Origin of the sequence: Methyloceanibacter marginalis (assembly GCF_001723295.1) — a bacterium.
GTDB lineage: Bacteria > Pseudomonadota > Alphaproteobacteria > Rhizobiales > Methyloligellaceae > Methyloceanibacter > Methyloceanibacter marginalis.
The window spans coordinates 1-15,512 of the sequence record NZ_LPWD01000113.1; the positions used below are offsets into that span (position 1 = coordinate 1).

The window sequence follows — 15,512 nt, forward strand, 5'->3', positions numbered from 1 at the left end:
CGGCGGCGCCCGTTCCGGCGAGGAAGGCGGTCGGTAGCGACCAGAACGGGCCGAGCGTGGCGTAGAAGCCGACCGTGGCGATGGTCAGCGCGATCATCGTCGGGATGAGCGCCTCCGTGTAGGCCGAGGCCGCGAAGGCGGCAGAAGCGACCATGAGCGGCAGCGCGATATGCCAGCGCCGCTCGTTCGCGCGGTCCGAGCGGCGTCCCCACAGCACCATGCAAATTGCGGCGAAGACGTAGGGGATCGCCGTGATGAAACCGATGCTGAGATCGTCGAGACCGTAGCTCTGGATGACCTGCGGCAGCCAGAAGCCCATGCCGTAGAGCCCGATGACGATGAGGAACCACAAAAGTCCGAGCGCCAGAACGCGCGGGCGCGTCATCGCCGCGCCGATCTCGCTATAACCGACTTCCTTGGCGACGGCGTCTTCCGCCGCGATGCGCGCGGTCAGCGCAGCCCGCTCGTCCTGCGTGAGCCATGTTGCGCCGGCCGGCTTGTCGGTGAGCACCTTGAGCGCGAGCACGCCGAGCACGATGGCCGGCAAGCCTTCGATGAGAAACAGCCAGTGCCAGCCCGCCAGGCCGAGAAAGCCGTGCATATTGAGGAGGGCGCCTGACACGGGTCCGCCGAACACGGTGGCGAGCGGCACCGAGGCCATGAACACCGCCACGATGCGCGCGCGCTCGGCCGCCGGAAACCAGTACGTCAGATAGAGAATGATGCCGGGGAAGAAGCCGGCCTCGGCGACACCGAGCAGGAACCGCATCACGTAGAAGCTCGTCTCGCTCCACACGAACGCCATGGCACAGGCGACGAGCCCCCAGGAGATCATGATACGCGCGATCCAGATGCGCGCGCCGAAGCGATGCAGAGCGAGATTGCTCGGGACCTCGAAGGCGATATAGCCGAGGAAGAAGATGCCGGCGCCGAAGCCGTAGACGCTCGGCGAAAAGCGAGATCCTCGTTCATGTGCAGCGCCGCGAAGCCGACATTCACCCGGTCGAGGAAATTGACCGTGTAAGCGAGGCAGAGAAACGGGATCAGCCGCCAGGTCGCCTTGCGGATCGCCGCGGCCAGGTGGCCGTCTCTCGTCTGGTCTTGGTCCATCGGCCCCCCGGCTTGGCGTATGCTGGCACGCGGCCGAGCAACTGATTCGGCCGACAACCTAGAGGAGGGCTCGAGACATGGCTATTTCGATGGATGAGGCTGCGGCGGCGCTTCGCGAGGCCATGCGAGAGACGGTGAAGCGATATTCGCTCTGGTACCTGATCCAGGGCGTGCTGCTCGTCGTCGCCGGCGTGCTCGCGCTCGTCTACCCGTTCATTGCGTCGGTCACGGTGGTCTTCCTGCTCGCCTGGATCCTGATCGCCAGCGGAATCTTGCAAGGCATCGGCCTGATCGGCGCGAGCAACGTGCCGCATTACTGGCTGCAGCTCATCTCGGCGGTGCTCGCCATCCTGATCGGCGTGATTTTGCTGAGCTCGCCCGATAGCGGGCTGCTGATCATGACGGTGCTGCTGATCGTCTATTTCATGGTCGAAGGCATCGCCAAGGTGATCTTCGCGCTCACGATCCGGCCGTTCCCCCATTGGGGCTGGGTGCTGGGCAGCGGCCTGGTCGGCATTCTGCTCGCGCTGATCCTGTGGGCGAACATGCCGCTCACGTCGGACTGGCTGCTCGGGCTGATGCTCGGCATCTTGCTCGTCTGCGAAGGCGCGGCGCTCACCTACCTGGCGTGGCAGGTACGCACCGCGCCGGCGGTGACCGTCAGCTAAGGCGCTTCGGTTCCTTTGAGGAAACGGGTGTAGATCCAGCCCTTCTCGGACGTGTCGGGGTTGCTCACTTGCACCCAGTTTCCGTCCCGCCCCGTGGAGCGGAATTTCGTGCCCTTCTGCACGACCCTCAGGACTTTGCCGTCGCCGGACGAATCGGCCCGGAGATTGACGGCGTTCGTGACCTCGACCCACTCCGCGCCCGCGGCAAGCTCGGTGGCCGCCGCAACCAGCCGGCCGAGCGGGCCCGACTCCCCGGCGTCCTCTTGTTGCGCCGCGCGAGGCTGCGCCAAGGGTGCGGGGGCCGCTTCCTCCGGCCCTGAAAGCGCCGCCTCGATGGTGCGCGGGCCGTCTCCGGTCCACGCTTGCTTGAGAGCTGCGAGCCCCGCCTCGCGATCGGCGACCCCGAGCGCCGCGGCCCGGGAATACCAAGCCTCCGCCGCTTGAGGGTCGGGCTTGATGCCCTGGGCCCGCAGTGCGGCGACGAAGACCGGGTCGTATGTGGCGCCGACCGCGAGGGCGGCCTCCCCGCTGCCTGCTTCCGCCGCCCGTTGATAGTAGGCGCGGGCGCCGGCGAAATAGCCGACATCGATCATCTTTTGCCCGTGAGCCATGAGATCCGCGATACGGTCCTCCTCACCGGACCGTACGACGAGCCCGGCTGTGGGCGGGGGAGCCACATCAAGCGGGGTCGCCGTACGGGCCAGCACTGCGCCGTCGGCCGCAACGAGCTCGACCCGCAGGTCCGACGCGCCTGATTTTTCTTGGGGCAGACGCAAGGTGAGGTTCGCGATCTCGTCCGCGCGCAGGTTCCATTCGGCGGTGCCGAAGGGGCGTCCTTTCGAGAAAGACGCACCCTCGGGGAGATCGCGAATGGCGATGGCGCTGCGGGCGGGAAGAGCCTCGCCGCCGTCGATGGCGATCGCGAAGTCGATCGTCTCGCCGGCTTTCGCCAGGATCTCTTCCGGCGCGGTGAGCGCGATTTCCGGCTCCGAGGTCAGCACCGGGATCGAAGGCGCAACCGCGGCCTGTTGCACCTGCGCCGGCGCGGCGGCTCGTGGTTCCGGGTTCTCATCCGGTTGCAGCGTGCCGAACCAAAGAAGGCCGGCAAGGATCGTCGCCGGCGCGACGGCAACCGCTGTCAGCACGGCAACCACCCCTCGGGTCGGCGCCGAGAAAAGTCCTTGGCCTTGCGGTGGACTGACCAACGCCGCGTGCGCCGCGAGGGCTGGTATTGGCCCCGGCCGGGTGGCGCGCAACGGGCCTGGGGCGAAGCGCTCCGCCATGGACGAGACGGTGTGTTCGGGCTTGGCGGCGGACAGTTTTGCCCCGACGGGAAATTCCGCATCGAGCCGCTCTGCCAGAGAAATCGGCTTTGGCTGTTCCGGGACTGAACCGGTCTAAGAGCCGGCTGGACCATGGCACCCTCCTACACGCAATACCAAACGGGGGAAGCGGTCAGTTTTGTTGCGTCTTGCTCCATTCCAAAAAGGCGCGGAACAACTTGGTGCGCTCCTCGTCCGACCGGGGCGTTGCGTCCGTGTCGCTTGCGCCAAGAAGGTCTCGAATTGCTCTCGCGCGCCCGCATCCGCGGCGACCGCCGTCTTGGCGCGGTCGATCCAATCCTGCGCCAGAGGCGAACGCTTCCAGCCTTCCAGCGTCGCGGCGAAATTGACCTGTTGCCATTTCGGATGGCGCGGACTCACGAGGAACGCATCGAATTTGGAGAAGAAGCGTTCGACGAAGCGCTCGAGCTTTTTCGAGCGAACGCTGTCGTCATCCCAGTTGAACGAAACCAGCACCGCGCACACGGCCACGGTATCGATCCGCGCACCGGCCTCGATCAATGCCGGGTAATCCTCATGGGTCAGCGTCGCGGGGTAGGTCTCGTCCTCGAGCCCCTTGGCATAAGGCAGGCTAATGAGCTTCAGGCCGCTGTCGGGTTCGACTTGGCTTAGGAGCGGCGCCGGCTTGCCGCCGATGACGATGGTGGCGTCGATCTCGCCGGATTTGAGCTTGGCGATCGCGTCGGCATCGTCGTGATGCACTTCGCTCACTTGTACGCCGAGTGTCGCGAACACGTGCCGCGCGGTGATCTCGGTGCCGCTGCCCTCCGGCCCGAAATTGACGACCTTGCCGTCCAGCGCCTGCACGTCTTCGATCCCCGCGCGCGCCAAGAGATGCATCTCTTCGTTGAACAGCTTGGCGACGTAGGCGATTTGACTGCGGAGCGGCCCGAGCTCGCCCGTCTTGGCGTAATGGCTGAGCACGGTGGCGTGCGTGATGCCCATGTCGACGCCGCGCATGAACAGGACGTCCTTGACCGTTTGCGCCGGCCCCTTGCCGATCATCGGCACGACACGCAAGGCCGTGTCGTCATCGAGCACGGCGGCGATGTCCTGCACGATCTCCGTATCGCTGCCGTGCGCCGCGCCGGCCATGATGGTGACGGTGTTGTCGTTGATCTGCGTGCGGTACGTCTGGCGAACGCTGTCCGCCGATGGACGCTCCGGCGCCGGCGCTTTGGCCTGTTCCGTGGCGCTGGCAGGCACCGCCGCGAAGAGCGGCGGCAGGCACATTCCCAAGCACACTCCAATGACGAGGGCGAAACGCATCACTGGCCCCTCTATGAATGCGCGCCTCACCCCGTACGCAGGCCGGCCCGCTCGAAGCGCGGAACGGGACGACCCCCGGTGCAGCCATTGTGATTCTTGCTTGCGGGAGAAGTTCCCCGTCGTGCTGCTATCCCTATGCGGGCCAATGGGAAGTGATAGATTCGTCGCTGTCAAGCAAAGAGGTTAACAAGACATAACAATATCAATGTATTGCCGCATGTGTGGCGACGATGACTTGAAAAAGGCAAGATCAAGGCAGCGCGTTTACTTTGCGTTAACCATAAGTAATTGCCCGCCAACGGGAGTATTCCGTTACGTGGTCTTTGCGCAGCGTTGACGCGCGTACCGCAGGGAGCGGCGCGCCGCATCCCTAACGCCATGGCGATCGAATTGGTTTCCGGAAAGGGCAAGTTTTTAGTCCGCGTCCATCTTGAGCGCGGCGATGAAGGCCTCTTGCGGGATGTCGACCTTGCCGAAGTTCCGCATCTTCTTTTTGCCCGCCTTCTGCTTCTCGAGCAGCTTGCGTTTGCGGGACAAACAGGTGCCAAAGTGTAATTATTAAACCGGCGATAGAAGAAAATTCCCTTTTCAGATCATAACGATACGATACAGACCGCTTTTTGGTTTAACGATTCGCACGCACGACGGGGATAACGTGCAGTTTGGGCTTGCGAATCGCATTAGTTGCATCCATATATTTCAGGAACAAAAAGGGATCGAAGTCATGGAAGTGTACCTAAAGGCGATTCTGGCGACCGTTGCTCGTCAGACCTTTCCTCCGGAACGCTTGTGAAGTTGGTGGCGCCAAAGGGAGACGGCAAGAAGCAGGTCGCGGCCTATAATCTCTGCGACGGTCAGCACACCCAAGCAGAGATTGGCGCTGCCGTGTCGCTTGATAAGGGCAGTCTGAGTCGAACAATTTCGAGATGGGTCGACCAGGGAATTGTGGTGCGCGTCGGTACAGGTGGAGACATGCGGCCTTTGCACGTCTATCCGCTGCCGCAAGAGTCTGACCCCAAGAAGGAAAAGAAAAATGACGGAAAGTAACGGAGAGATCCTAGCCAAGCTCGACTTGCTTGTGAGGTTGCAGGCGTTGAGCATGGTGGCACGGTTCGAGTCCTCAAAGGACAAAATTGTCTTTCTAGGTAGGGCCGGGATGTCGCCAAAAGACATTGCCGACCTCCTTCAAACCTCCTCAAACCATGTGAACGTCACGCTATCGAAAGCCCGGAAAACGGGAAAGGCGGCTCGTGAGAATGACGAGCAAGCAAAAGGATAAGTAGATGCCAACGGACATTGACCCGACGTTGAAGGAGTTGATCGCAATTAAGAAGCTGCTCGTGCTGGCTTTGCTTAGATCGGGATTGACGCAGACTCAGGTCGCGGGTGCGCTCGACATTGATCGAAGCGTGATCAGTCGGATGTTTCCGAAAGGCACACTGACGGGCATCGCCGCCAAGGAGAAATCAGATGAGTGACGAGATCGCCACGGCACTTCTGGGGGAGATGAGGGCCGTAAAGATGTTGCTCATGCTCCAGTTGCTGAAGTCAGGAGTATCGCAGAAACAAGTCGGGCTCATGCTTGGTGTGAGTGAGGCCACTGTAAGTCGCATGATTCCAAAAGGGCTTGGTCTGGGCGAGGAGAAGCCGACGCAAAAATCGAAGCGTACAGTACGAGTGGAGGCCTAAATGGAAAAGGGTGAGCTCAAAAACATTGCTGCTGACTTAGACGCGCTTAAGAAGCTCATGGTCCTCAGTCTAGTGCAGAAGGGATTTAAGCAGAAGCAACTGGCCTCTGTCCTAGCCATAAGCGAAGGGACGCTCAGTTCGATGTTTCCAAAAGGGTTGCTAAAGGAAGCCAAAGGGCTATCGCCCGATGAATAAGTTTCAGGACGTATTCAATATCCACGGTGACCACGAGGAGAATATCGAGCGCATCGTCGGGATTTTGGGACGCTCGAGAATTCGCCTCGACGTATTTGAGAATATCTACGGTAGAGGTAGCAGGCCGAAGACGGTTACTCAGATAATGGACAAGCTCGGCCTAAAGCCTGCGGATCGCCAACTTGTCCTTAACGAAGTAAATCATCTCGCCAAGCACGGGGTAATTTCAAAGGTCGAGATCCCTCGCTCCACTGGCCGAGGCAAGGAAAATGGGTACGGGAAGATAAATTATGTGATGGCCAACAAGGCAGAAATACTGAGAAAGCGCGAAAATCCGAAGTTGCTTAAGAGCACGCCAACGAAGCGGCGACCCGAAGTTTCGGTCGTAGTGAAGGTGCCAAAGTCAGTGGGCAATCGACGAAAGGTGACCGCCAAACTTAAGGTCTTGTACCTGACAGCAACCCCGGACTCGCAGGGTCGGCTGCGAACGGATGCCGAGGTGCGAATGGTGAACGATGCTATAGAGCGGGCCGGCTTCAGAGACGACGTAGATATCAAACATAGCCCAGCGGCAGACGGCAATAGCCTTTTGGATGGGCTTAATAGGCACCGTCCGCAGATTGTCCATTTCTCCGGGCATGGCGGTGGCAAAAGCGTTTGGCTTGACGACGGCAAGGTTGAGGGATCGGTTGGGCAATCCATGGACTTTGGGCTGCTCGCGGAGACCTTGGCGGCTACCGATACGCCTCCCACTCTGGTAGTGCTGAATGCGTGTGACACACTAGATGGGGCGGACGTGCTGCTTGACGTTGTCGATGCGGTCATTGGAATGTCGGACAGCATCTCCGATCTCGGCGCGGCAACGTTTGCTACCAAATTCTATGCAGCTCTCGCGAACGGACAGTCAGTGTCCTCCGCTCTCAAACAGGGCAAGGCGGCCATGAAGATGGCGATGCTGGAAGACGCTGACCTGCCGCAGCTCAGACATCGAAGCGACGTGGACCCAAAGACGCTTGTTTTCGTTGGGAAGCGGAAGCGCTAGTCCGCGTCCATCTTGAGCGCGGCGATGAAGGCCTCTTGCGGGATGTCGACCTTGCCGAAGCTCCGCATCTTCTTTTTGCCCGCCTTCTGCTTCTCGAGCAGCTTGCGTTTGCGGGTGATATCGCCGCCATAGCATTTGGCGGTCACGTCCTTGCGCAGCGCGCTGAGGGTCTCGCGGGCGATGACCTTGCCGCCGATGGCCGCCTGGATCGGGATCTTGAACATATGCCGCGGGATCAGATCCTTCAGCTTCTCGACCATGGCCCGGCCGCGCGCCTCAGCCCGGGAGCGGTTCACGATCACCGAGAGCGCATCGACAGGCTCGTCGTTCACGAGGATCGCCATCTTCACCAGATCGCCCTCCTCGTAGCCGGTGATGTGATAGTCGAACGAGGCATAGCCGCGCGACACCGACTTCAGCCGGTCGTAGAAATCGAACACCACCTCGTTCAGCGGCAGCGCGTAAACGAGCATGGCGCGGTTGCCCGCATAGGTGAGGTTCTTCTGCCGTCCCCGCCGATCCTCGCACAATTTCAGCACGGCACCGAGATGCTCGTCCGGGACGAGAATGCTGGCTTCGATCCACGGCTCGTCAATCTTGGCGATCTTCTGCGCTTCCGGCATGTCGGCCGGGTTGTGCAGTTCGGTCATCGTGCCGTCAGTCAGATAGACGTGGTAGATGACCGACGGCGCCGTGGCGATGAGGTCGATATTGAACTCGCGCTCCAAGCGCTCTCGGATGATCTCCAGATGAAGTAGGCCGAGAAAGCCGCAGCGGAAGCCGAAGCCGAGCGCGGCCGAGGTCTCCATCTCGTACTCGAAGCTCGCATCGTTGAGCCGGAGCTTGCCGACCGCCTCGCGCAGATCCTCGAAGTCGCCGGAGTCGACCGGGAACAGGCCGCAGAACACGACCGGCTGCGCCGGCTGGAACCCGGACAGCGCTTTTTCGGTTGGCCGTTTCTCATCGGTAATGGTGTCGCCGACGCGCGTGTCGGCCACCTGGCGGATCGAGGCGGTAAAGAAACCGATCTCCCCAGGACCAAGCCGGTCGCGCATCTCCTGCTTCGGGCGGAAGATGCCGACCCGGTCCACCTGATAGGACCCGCCGGTCAGCATCAGGCGGATGCGCTGACCTTTGCTGAGCGTGCCGTCGATGATGCGCACCAGCACCACGACGCCGAGATAGGCGTCGTACCAGCTGTCCACGAGGAGCGCCTTCAACGGCGCGGCCGCGTCGCCCCTGGGCGGCGGCAGGCGCTGCACGATCGCCTCGAGGACGTTCTCCACGCCCTTGCCCGTCTTGGCCGAGATCTCGATTGCGTCCTGGGCGTCCAGCCCGATCACTTCCTCGATCTGGGCGCGCACGCGCTCGGGTTCCGAGGCGGGCAGGTCGATCTTGTTCAGGACGGGCACGACCTCGTGGTTGTTTTCGAGCGCCTGGTAGACATTGGCCAGGGTCTGCGCCTCCACGCCTTGGGTAGCGTCGACCACCAGCAGTGAGCCTTCGCACGCCGCCAACGAGCGGTTCACCTCATAGGCGAAGTCCACGTGTCCCGGCGTGTCGATGAGATTCAGTTGGTAGAGCTGGCCGTCTTTCGCTTTGTAATCGAGGCGGACCGTCTGGGCCTTGATGGTGATGCCGCGCTCGCGCTCGATGTCCATCGAATCGAGCACCTGCTCCTTCATCTCCCGGGCCGTGAGGCGCCGCAGAGTTGGATCAGACGGTCCGCCAATGTCGACTTGCCGTGGTCGATATGGGCAACGATCGAAAAATTGCGGATGTGGGAGAGAGGTGTCGGCGGACTCATGAGCGGCTACGTAGGGTAGCAACCGGCCGCGGGTCAAGCTTGAGCATGCAACAATAAAGGCGAAACCATGGGATCGATTGCCGCAATTTTGCAGCTGTCGAGGGCTAGAGGAGTCCTGGTAGGAAGGTGCCCCACTCGACTGGAGATTCGAACATGTTCAAGAAACTGCTTCTCGCCACGATCGCCGCAGGTCTCGTCACCGCCACGACGCTGCCGCTCCCGGCCGAGGCCGGCATGATGGCCGGCATGACCTGTAAGGATGCCGCCAAGGCGCAGTATCCGGACGATCGCAAGATGCGCCACGAGTACAAGAAGGCCTGCAAGGAAGCCTGGAAGGCGACCCAGTAGGCGGTTCTGTCTGAACTTCAATCAAAGTTGTTGGAAAGGGGTCCCTTGTGGGCCCCTTTCCCGTCTTTCGGGCCGATCCATTCGAAGAACGGATCATTTGACGGGCCGAGGCGTTTTCCTTGGGCTGACGAGTGCGGCGTAGACCGTGCGTCGGCTCTAACAAGAACCAGGAGTAGAATATGACCAAGACAGTTCTTTTGGCCGCTGCGGCCACCATGATCCTTGCAGGCGCAACCATGACTGCACCGGCGCCCTCTCAGGCCGGCACGATGGCCGGGATGAGCTGCAAGGACGCCGCCAAGGCAGAGTACCCGGACGACCGCAAGATGCGTCACGAGTACAAGAAGTCCTGCAAAGAGGCTTGGAAGATGCATGGCGGCAAGACGGGCATGATGGGCAAGTTCAAGCTCCGCAAGGACAGCTAGCCTGCCGCCCGGGCCTTCGCTCGACGTAATTTTGAGAAGGGAGTCCCCCTCGGGCTCCCTTTCTCTTTGCCGCACGAGAATTGATTGAACCCCGCAGCCTTTGTCTGTAGTGGATTCTCTTGCGGCTCGACGGCGATTGACCGATGGCGTCAAAGCCAGGCCTTATCGCGCCGCCGGACATTGCGCCTATCCTCACAGGAGAGATCTCATGCTTAAGAAAGTGTTCCTCGCCGCAGCCACCTGCGCCGTCATCGCCGGCGCCACGATCACCGCGCCCGTCACGGCACAGGCCATGACGTGCGAAGACGCCGCCAAAATGAAGTATCCGGACAGCATCATGGACCGCGCCAAATACAAGCGGTCTTGCAAGAAGGCCTACAAGGCGTCCATGGGCAAGGAAGGCCCGCTGGCGACCCTCAAGATGAAGATGATGGACAAGAGCTAGCCACCGCGCACGCTAGGTGACTTCTCAGAAGGGGGCCTCGTCGGCCCCTTTCTTTTTGCCTCGAATGCAACAACCCAAAATCAACTGGATCGTAACGTGCTAGGCCTTATGGCTGGCACGCGGCGACTGGCGCCGTGCACGCCCCACAGGAGAGACTTCATGCTGAAGAACGTATTTCTTGCCGCCGCCGCGTCCGTGATCCTGGCCGGTGGAATGACGGCCGCCGCGCCGGTTCCGGCCGATGCCAAACCCCGCTGCGACGCGCGCGCGGACGCGATGTACCCGCACAACAAGAACGCCCGCAAGGCCTACAAGAAGGGCTGCAAGTCCGACCATCGCGCCTGGAAGAAGCGCAACGACAAGGGCATCTGGATCGTTCTTTGATCCGTCTCGCCGCTTGAATGAAAAGGGCCCTGCGTCAGCGTAGGGCCCTTTCTCGTGTCAGCTGCTCTTGTCGCCCCAGATCTCGGCAAGCCGCTGGGCGCGCCCGCAATTCCATTTGTAGAACTTGTAACTCACCGGATTGAGGTTGTGATAATCCTGGTGATAGTCCTCGGCCGCGTAAAAGGTGGTCGTCGGACGGATCTCGGTCGCGACCTCCTTGTCGAAGCGCTTGGCGATCTCCTGCTTCGTGGTCTCCGCCAGCTCCTTTTCGTTGTCGTCCGATACGAAGATGACGGTGCGATAGGCCGGACCCTTGTCGCAGAACTGCCCGGATGGGTCGAACGGGTCGATATTGTGCCAATAGTGATCGAGCAGCTTGGCATAGGTGACCTTAGACGGGTCGTAGGTCACCCTGAGCGCCTCGACATAGCCCTTGTGGCTGCCATAGGTCGGGTCTGGCGTCGTGCCGCCCGCATAGCCTGAGACGGTCTCGGTGACGCCGTCGACATGATCGAAGACATCTTCCACGCACCAGAAGCAGCCCCCGGCGAAGATCGCCGTCTTGGTCTCGGCCGCGTGGGTACTGTAGGCCCCGCCCGCGAGCACGGACGCGGCGAGAAAAGCCGCCATCAGGCCAGCGCAAATCCATCGCGCAATCATGGGATGTCTCCACATTGTTGTCTGTCTGCAACGATAATGAGCGGGACAGGTTGCGCATAGATGGTCTCGCGTGACCGTGATTGGAAGTGATGCCTAGTGGGGCTTTGCGCAGAAGCGCTTGGGGCGCCTCGCTGATCTGGGCTATTGAGGGGTCATGCAAACCATCCTGTCCTTGCCGCGAGAGGCCATGAAACCCGCCTACGACGTAGTCGTGGTCGGCTCCGGCTATGGCGGCGGCGTGGCCGCCTCCCGGCTGTCCCGGGCCGGCCAGCGGGTCTGCGTCATCGAGCGCGGCCGCGAGGTGCCCACCGGGGCCTTTCCCGCGCGCCTGCCGGAGCTCCGCCGCGAATTGCAGTTGAACGGTGGCAAGATGCGCTCCGGTTCCCGCACCGGGCTCTACGATTTCAGGCTCGGCGCTGACATCCATGTGCTCGTCGGCTGCGGTCTCGGCGGCGGCTCGCTGATCAATGCCGGGGTGGCCTTGCGCCCGGACGCGCGTGTGTTCGCCGATCATCTTTGGCCGGAGGCCATCAACCACGACGGTCTGCTCGATCTCGGATTCGAGCGCGCGCGCGCGATGCTGCGTCCGGCGCGCTATGGCGACGCCCCGGCGCTCTCCAAATACCGCTCACTCGAGACGGCGAGTGCTGCCTTCGGCCAATCTCCCGTCGCCGCGCCTGTGGTGGTGAGCTTCGAAGAGACGGTGAACCCCGCGGGCGCATGCAAGCGGCCTGCACGCTTTGCGGCGATTGTTGCTCGGGCTGCAATGTCGGCGCCAAGAACACCGTGGCGATGACCTATCTTCCCGACGCCCGCGCCCATGGCGCCGAGATGTTCACCGCGCTCACCGTGAGTCACGTGGAGAAGCTGAGCGGCGGTTGGCGTGTCCACTTCGCGCCCTCCGATGACAAGGACGGCGCCCCGCACTCGGTCGATGCGAAAGCCGTGGTGCTCGGGGCCGGCACGCTCGGCTCCACCGAGATTCTCCTGCGCTCACGCGAGCGCGGCCTGAAGCTCTCCGACAAGCTGGGAGAGCACTTCTCCGCCAACGGCGACATCATCGCCTTTGCCTTGGGCGGCCGCGAACGGGTGAACGCTGTCGGCGTCGGCGAGCCGCCCAAGTTCACCGGTGATACGGTGGGGGCATGTGTCGCCGGCCAGATCGAGCTGCCCGACGCGGGCGATCTCGACCGCAGCATGATCATCCAGGAAGGGGTGCTGCCCTCCGCGCTTGCCCCGCTCCTGCCCGTGTTCTTCTTGTCGGGCGGCCGGATCCTTGGCGCGGCGCAAAGCTTGATCAAGGGCGTGTACGAGGGGCCGCTCTCACACCTGCACACCTTCTTCGTCGTCTCCCATGACGATGCGGGCGGCCGCCTCACGCTCGCCAATGGCAGCCTCCAGGTGAACTGGCCCGACGTGGCGGACCAGCCCGTCTATACGCGGGTCGATGAGCGCTAACCAAGGCGGCGGCGGCAGTTGGCGGGCGCTATATCAAGAGCCCGCTGGCGGCGACGAACATGGGCACCAAGCCTGCCACCGCGCATCCGCTCGGCGGCTGCGGCATGGGCGAGGATGCAAGCTCAGGCGTGGTCGATCACAAATGCCAGGTCTTCGCCGGGCCGAGCGGCGAGGCGACTCATGCGGGGCTCTATGTCTGCGACGGCGCGGTGATCCCGCGCTCCATCGGCTGCAACCCGCTGCTCACCATCACGGCGCTGGCCGAGCGCGCCATGGTCCACCTTGCCCGCGACCGCAATCTGGGATTCGATACAGCACCGATTCGCAACCACGCGGATCAGGAGGTCGTGACATGAGGGCCGACTGACTCATGCGACGCCGCCTGCTCAGGCCCGGGCTCACGAAGTCCTTGGGCGCCGCAGCGGCGGTCCTTGCGCTCGCTGCCGGCGGCAGCGCGCTTCACGGCGCGGTCCGCATCGAGCCCTGCGCCAGTACCGAATATACCGCCTCGATCGGCGGAGCGCCGCCCGAGGCGCCGGGTCCCGACCGTCTCACGCTGGTGCTGGTGGGCGACACCGGCTTCAACCCGAAAGGCGCCGAGGTTGCGCCCGAAGGATTCGTGAAGGACGGCAAGGCGCTCGGCTTCAAGGAGAGCCTGAGCGGCGTGGCGCGGGAGTCGACGGCGATCTTGCTTTCGTCAATCTCGAGACGGTGGTCACCGACCGCAACGATCTCACCCCCGACAGCAAGGGGCAGACATCGCCCTATAACTTCAAGAGCCATCCTGCTGGGCTGAAGGCGCTCATCGATACCGGCTTCAACCTGTTCTCGCTCGCCAACAATCACGCGATGGACTACGGGGCGTACGGCGCGGAAGAGACGCTCTATCACATGGCCATCGCGGCGGCGGAGCGCGCCATCGCCTACGCCGGCATCGGCGCCAGCTACGAGGAGGCGACGCGGCCCGGCTGCCTCGAAGCCGGCGACATGACATTGGGATTTGCCGCCATCGGCATCATCACCGGCCAGCGCCCCGAGCATCGCGCCGGTCAGGACACGCCGGGCCAGGCGGGCTATCGGAACGAGAAGGATTTCCAGTTGGTGGTGAACCGGCTCGCGGAGCTTCCGGCCGATTATCGCATCCTGTCGGTCCATTACGGGCTCGAAGGCCGCGTGGTTCCGGACCAGCGGCAACTCAAGGACTGGCGCGGCTTCGCGGCGCGCACCAAAGGCATCGACCTGATCGTCGGCCATCACCCGCATGTGGCCCAAGGCGTGGAGCGCGCAGGCGACTCGCTCATCTTCTACGGGCTCGGCAACTTCCTGCATCCCGGCACCGCCGAAATGAAGCGCTTCGGCATCTGCCGCGACTATGGGCTGATGGCGAAGGTGCATCTGGCGAAGCTGGAGGGGGATTGGACGCTGGGCGCCATCGAGGCGATCCCGCTCACGGGGACGCATATGAAGCCCGAACGCTTCCCAGCGGAGCAGTCTATGCAGCGCATCTTCGCGCTGAACTATCTCGGTGCGCGGCTTGGCGACGGCGCCGCATCGCAAGGCGTGCGCTTTACGCCACGGAATGACGGCTCGGGGCTCTACTGCGCGCAAGGCGCCGAAAGTCTCGGCGGCAAAATCGGCGCGCTGTGCGCAGGCTTCCGACCGGCGCCCGCCATTCCCACCAAGCTTGCGCAGCATCTTCAATCGGCTTGCGCCGACAAGCCGTTCTATGGCGCGAGCCAGAAGAAGCGGAAGCCGATCTTCGGGTTCGGCCGGCGCTAGCGCCTAGCCGCGCAACTCGCCGCCGGTGGCCTTGGTGACCGCGGCCACCACCTTCTCCGCGACGGCGTCGATCTCTGCTTCCGTCAGCGTCTTGTCGCGCGGCTGAAGCGTCACCTCGATGGCGAGCGACTTCTTGCCTTGCGCAACGCCCTGTCCGGTGAACACGTCGAACACGTTCACCTCCGAGATCAGGGCCCGGTCGGCACTGGACGCCGCGCGCACCACATCGCCCGCGGCCACGTCCGCATCCACCAGGAAGGCGAAATCGCGCCGCACGGCTTGAAGATCGGAGGCATCGAGCGCCGCTTTGGCGGTGCCCTTGCGCTTCGCCGGCGGGAGGTTGTCGAGATAAAGCTCGAAGGCGGCCATGGGCGCTTCGGCATCAAGCGCCGCGAGCGTATCGGGATGCAGCTCGCCGAACACGCCGAGCGTCACCTTTGGCCCAAGCTTCAACGCGCCGGAGCGGCCCGGGTGGAACCAGGCGGGTGCCTCGCGGGTCACTTGGATGTTGGCTTGGCTGAACCCGAGGGCCGCAAGGGCTGCGATAGCGTCGGCTTTGGCGGCCGCCCAACCGGCTTCCGGCACGTCGCCCGACCAGTGACGGCCAGAACCCTCAAGAGATGAGGTGCCGAAGCGGACGCCCGTGGCGGCGAGATATTGATCCTCTGGGGCCAGCCCGCGATAGGCCTGGCCGAGCTCGAACAGCGCGCCGTCCGAGAAATCCCGGTCGCGGTTCCGCTTGGCGGCGGTGATGAGCCCGGGCAGCAGGCTCGGCCGCATCTGGGCGAGCTCCGTGGAAATCGGATTGTCGAGGGTGAGCGCAGGCTGACCGCCGCCGAACAGTTTCGCCTCCGCCACCGGCACGAACGACCAGGTCACCGCCTCGACCA

At 63.0% G+C, this 15,512-nt stretch carries 21 protein-coding genes and 2 pseudogenes; 15 read left to right on the forward strand and 8 right to left on the reverse strand.

Annotated elements, in window-relative coordinates; translation table 11 throughout:
* Both AUC71_RS05035 and AUC71_RS20845 read right to left on the reverse strand, forming a co-directional pair.
* On the reverse strand, window positions 1-922 hold a 922-nt coding region (locus AUC71_RS05035), incomplete at its 3' end, for an MFS transporter (RefSeq protein ID WP_342021798.1).
* On the reverse strand, window positions 832-1,110 hold the full coding sequence (locus AUC71_RS20845) for a hypothetical protein (protein ID WP_069623382.1): 279 nt from the start codon (window positions 1,108-1,110) through the stop codon (window positions 832-834). The genes AUC71_RS05035 and AUC71_RS20845, both read right to left, overlap by 91 nt.
* A 77-nt stretch (window positions 1,111-1,187) precedes the next feature.
* On the opposite strand from AUC71_RS20845, the gene AUC71_RS05045 reads away from it, so the two are divergent.
* A complete protein-coding gene (locus AUC71_RS05045) occupies window positions 1,188-1,778 on the forward strand; it encodes an HdeD family acid-resistance protein (RefSeq protein ID WP_069623383.1) in 591 nt (196 codons plus the stop codon).
* On the opposite strand, the gene AUC71_RS05050 is transcribed toward AUC71_RS05045, so the two are convergent.
* From AUC71_RS05050 to AUC71_RS21810, 3 genes and pseudogenes are all read right to left on the reverse strand, one after another.
* Window positions 1,775-2,923, reverse strand: a complete 1,149-nt coding sequence (locus AUC71_RS05050) for an SH3 domain-containing protein (protein ID WP_158007699.1) — start codon at window positions 2,921-2,923, stop codon at window positions 1,775-1,777. The two genes, AUC71_RS05045 and AUC71_RS05050, sit on opposite strands and share 4 nt — an antisense overlap.
* 252 nt (window positions 2,924-3,175) lie before the next feature.
* Complete coding sequence (locus AUC71_RS05055) at window positions 3,176-4,390, reverse strand: TAXI family TRAP transporter solute-binding subunit (RefSeq protein ID WP_083238102.1); 1,215 nt, start codon at window positions 4,388-4,390, stop codon at window positions 3,176-3,178.
* Window positions 4,391-4,804: 414 nt separating this feature from the next.
* Window positions 4,805-4,927: pseudogene (locus AUC71_RS21810) on the reverse strand (hypothetical protein); the annotation flags it as partial.
* Between the two features lie 252 nt (window positions 4,928-5,179).
* Between AUC71_RS21810 and AUC71_RS05060 the strand changes: the two are divergent.
* The 5 genes from AUC71_RS05060 to AUC71_RS05085 all read left to right on the forward strand — a co-directional run bounded on the left by AUC71_RS05060 (window position 5,180) and on the right by AUC71_RS05085 (window position 7,316).
* Window positions 5,180-5,437, forward strand: coding sequence for a MarR family transcriptional regulator (locus AUC71_RS05060; protein ID WP_244500812.1), 258 nt, complete (start codon window positions 5,180-5,182; stop codon window positions 5,435-5,437).
* A 236-nt stretch (window positions 5,438-5,673) separates the two neighbouring features.
* On the forward strand, window positions 5,674-5,868 hold the full coding sequence (locus AUC71_RS05070) for a helix-turn-helix domain-containing protein (protein ID WP_069623387.1): 195 nt from the start codon (window positions 5,674-5,676) through the stop codon (window positions 5,866-5,868).
* On the forward strand, window positions 5,861-6,079 hold the full coding sequence (locus tag AUC71_RS05075; protein WP_069623388.1) for a hypothetical protein: 219 nt from the start codon (window positions 5,861-5,863) through the stop codon (window positions 6,077-6,079). Before AUC71_RS05070 ends, AUC71_RS05075 begins: the two co-directional genes overlap by 8 nt.
* Window positions 6,080-6,274: a hypothetical protein gene (locus AUC71_RS05080; RefSeq protein ID WP_069623389.1), complete on the forward strand. Its 195-nt coding sequence runs from the start codon at window positions 6,080-6,082 to the stop codon at window positions 6,272-6,274.
* Window positions 6,267-7,316: a CHAT domain-containing protein gene (locus AUC71_RS05085; RefSeq protein WP_069623390.1), complete on the forward strand. Its 1,050-nt coding sequence runs from the start codon at window positions 6,267-6,269 to the stop codon at window positions 7,314-7,316. Before AUC71_RS05080 ends, AUC71_RS05085 begins: the two co-directional genes overlap by 8 nt.
* Here AUC71_RS05085 and lepA read toward each other — a convergent pair.
* Window positions 7,313-9,123, reverse strand: a pseudogene (lepA, locus tag AUC71_RS05090) (translation elongation factor 4). The gene AUC71_RS05085 and the pseudogene lepA sit on opposite strands and share 4 nt — an antisense overlap.
* 153 nt (window positions 9,124-9,276) lie before the next feature.
* Here lepA and AUC71_RS05095 point away from each other — a divergent pair.
* The 4 genes from AUC71_RS05095 (at window position 9,277) to AUC71_RS05110 (ending at window position 10,725) form a co-directional block, all read left to right on the forward strand.
* The gene (locus AUC71_RS05095; RefSeq protein WP_069623391.1) at window positions 9,277-9,471 is read left to right on the forward strand and encodes a hypothetical protein; all 195 of its coding nucleotides are present in this window, start codon (window positions 9,277-9,279) and stop codon (window positions 9,469-9,471) included.
* A 179-nt stretch (window positions 9,472-9,650) separates the two neighbouring features.
* Complete coding sequence (locus tag AUC71_RS05100) at window positions 9,651-9,896, forward strand: hypothetical protein (RefSeq protein WP_069623392.1); 246 nt, start codon at window positions 9,651-9,653, stop codon at window positions 9,894-9,896.
* A 208-nt stretch (window positions 9,897-10,104) separates the two neighbouring features.
* Window positions 10,105-10,341, forward strand: coding sequence for a hypothetical protein (locus AUC71_RS05105; RefSeq protein WP_141701459.1), 237 nt, complete (start codon window positions 10,105-10,107; stop codon window positions 10,339-10,341).
* 159 nt (window positions 10,342-10,500) lie between these two features.
* The gene (locus AUC71_RS05110; protein WP_141701460.1) at window positions 10,501-10,725 is read left to right on the forward strand and encodes a hypothetical protein; all 225 of its coding nucleotides are present in this window, start codon (window positions 10,501-10,503) and stop codon (window positions 10,723-10,725) included.
* Window positions 10,726-10,782: 57 nt separating this feature from the next.
* On the opposite strand, the gene msrA is transcribed toward AUC71_RS05110, so the two are convergent.
* Window positions 10,783-11,385 carry a peptide-methionine (S)-S-oxide reductase MsrA gene (gene msrA / locus AUC71_RS05115; protein WP_244500813.1) on the reverse strand — a complete coding sequence of 201 codons (603 nt, stop codon included), beginning with the start codon at window positions 11,383-11,385 and terminating at the stop codon, window positions 10,783-10,785.
* A gap of 154 nt (window positions 11,386-11,539) precedes the next feature.
* Here msrA and AUC71_RS05120 point away from each other — a divergent pair, with 154 nt between their 5' ends.
* Genes AUC71_RS05120 through AUC71_RS05140 form a run of 5 tightly spaced genes read left to right on the forward strand, consistent with a single transcriptional unit; the run spans window position 11,540 to window position 14,622 of the window.
* On the forward strand, window positions 11,540-12,181 hold the full coding sequence (locus AUC71_RS05120) for an FAD-binding protein (protein WP_069623396.1): 642 nt from the start codon (window positions 11,540-11,542) through the stop codon (window positions 12,179-12,181).
* Window positions 12,178-12,843 (forward strand): hypothetical protein, encoded by a 666-nt coding sequence (locus AUC71_RS05125; RefSeq protein WP_244500815.1) that lies wholly within the window; start codon window positions 12,178-12,180, stop codon window positions 12,841-12,843. Before AUC71_RS05120 ends, AUC71_RS05125 begins: the two co-directional genes overlap by 4 nt.
* Before the next feature lie 59 nt (window positions 12,844-12,902).
* The gene (locus AUC71_RS05130) at window positions 12,903-13,199 is read left to right on the forward strand and encodes a GMC family oxidoreductase (RefSeq protein WP_069623398.1); all 297 of its coding nucleotides are present in this window, start codon (window positions 12,903-12,905) and stop codon (window positions 13,197-13,199) included.
* A gap of 14 nt (window positions 13,200-13,213) precedes the next feature.
* Entirely contained in the window at window positions 13,214-13,639 is a 426-nt protein-coding gene (locus tag AUC71_RS19195) for a hypothetical protein (RefSeq protein WP_069623399.1), read from the forward strand.
* Window positions 13,555-14,622, forward strand: coding sequence for a CapA family protein (locus tag AUC71_RS05140; RefSeq protein ID WP_069623400.1), 1,068 nt, complete (start codon window positions 13,555-13,557; stop codon window positions 14,620-14,622). Before AUC71_RS19195 ends, AUC71_RS05140 begins: the two co-directional genes overlap by 85 nt.
* A 3-nt stretch (window positions 14,623-14,625) precedes the next feature.
* Here AUC71_RS05140 and AUC71_RS05145 read toward each other — a convergent pair.
* Window positions 14,626-15,512, reverse strand: an 887-nt coding sequence (locus AUC71_RS05145; RefSeq protein ID WP_483127799.1) for a phenylalanine--tRNA ligase subunit beta-related protein, incomplete at its 5' end; no start/stop codon positions are given.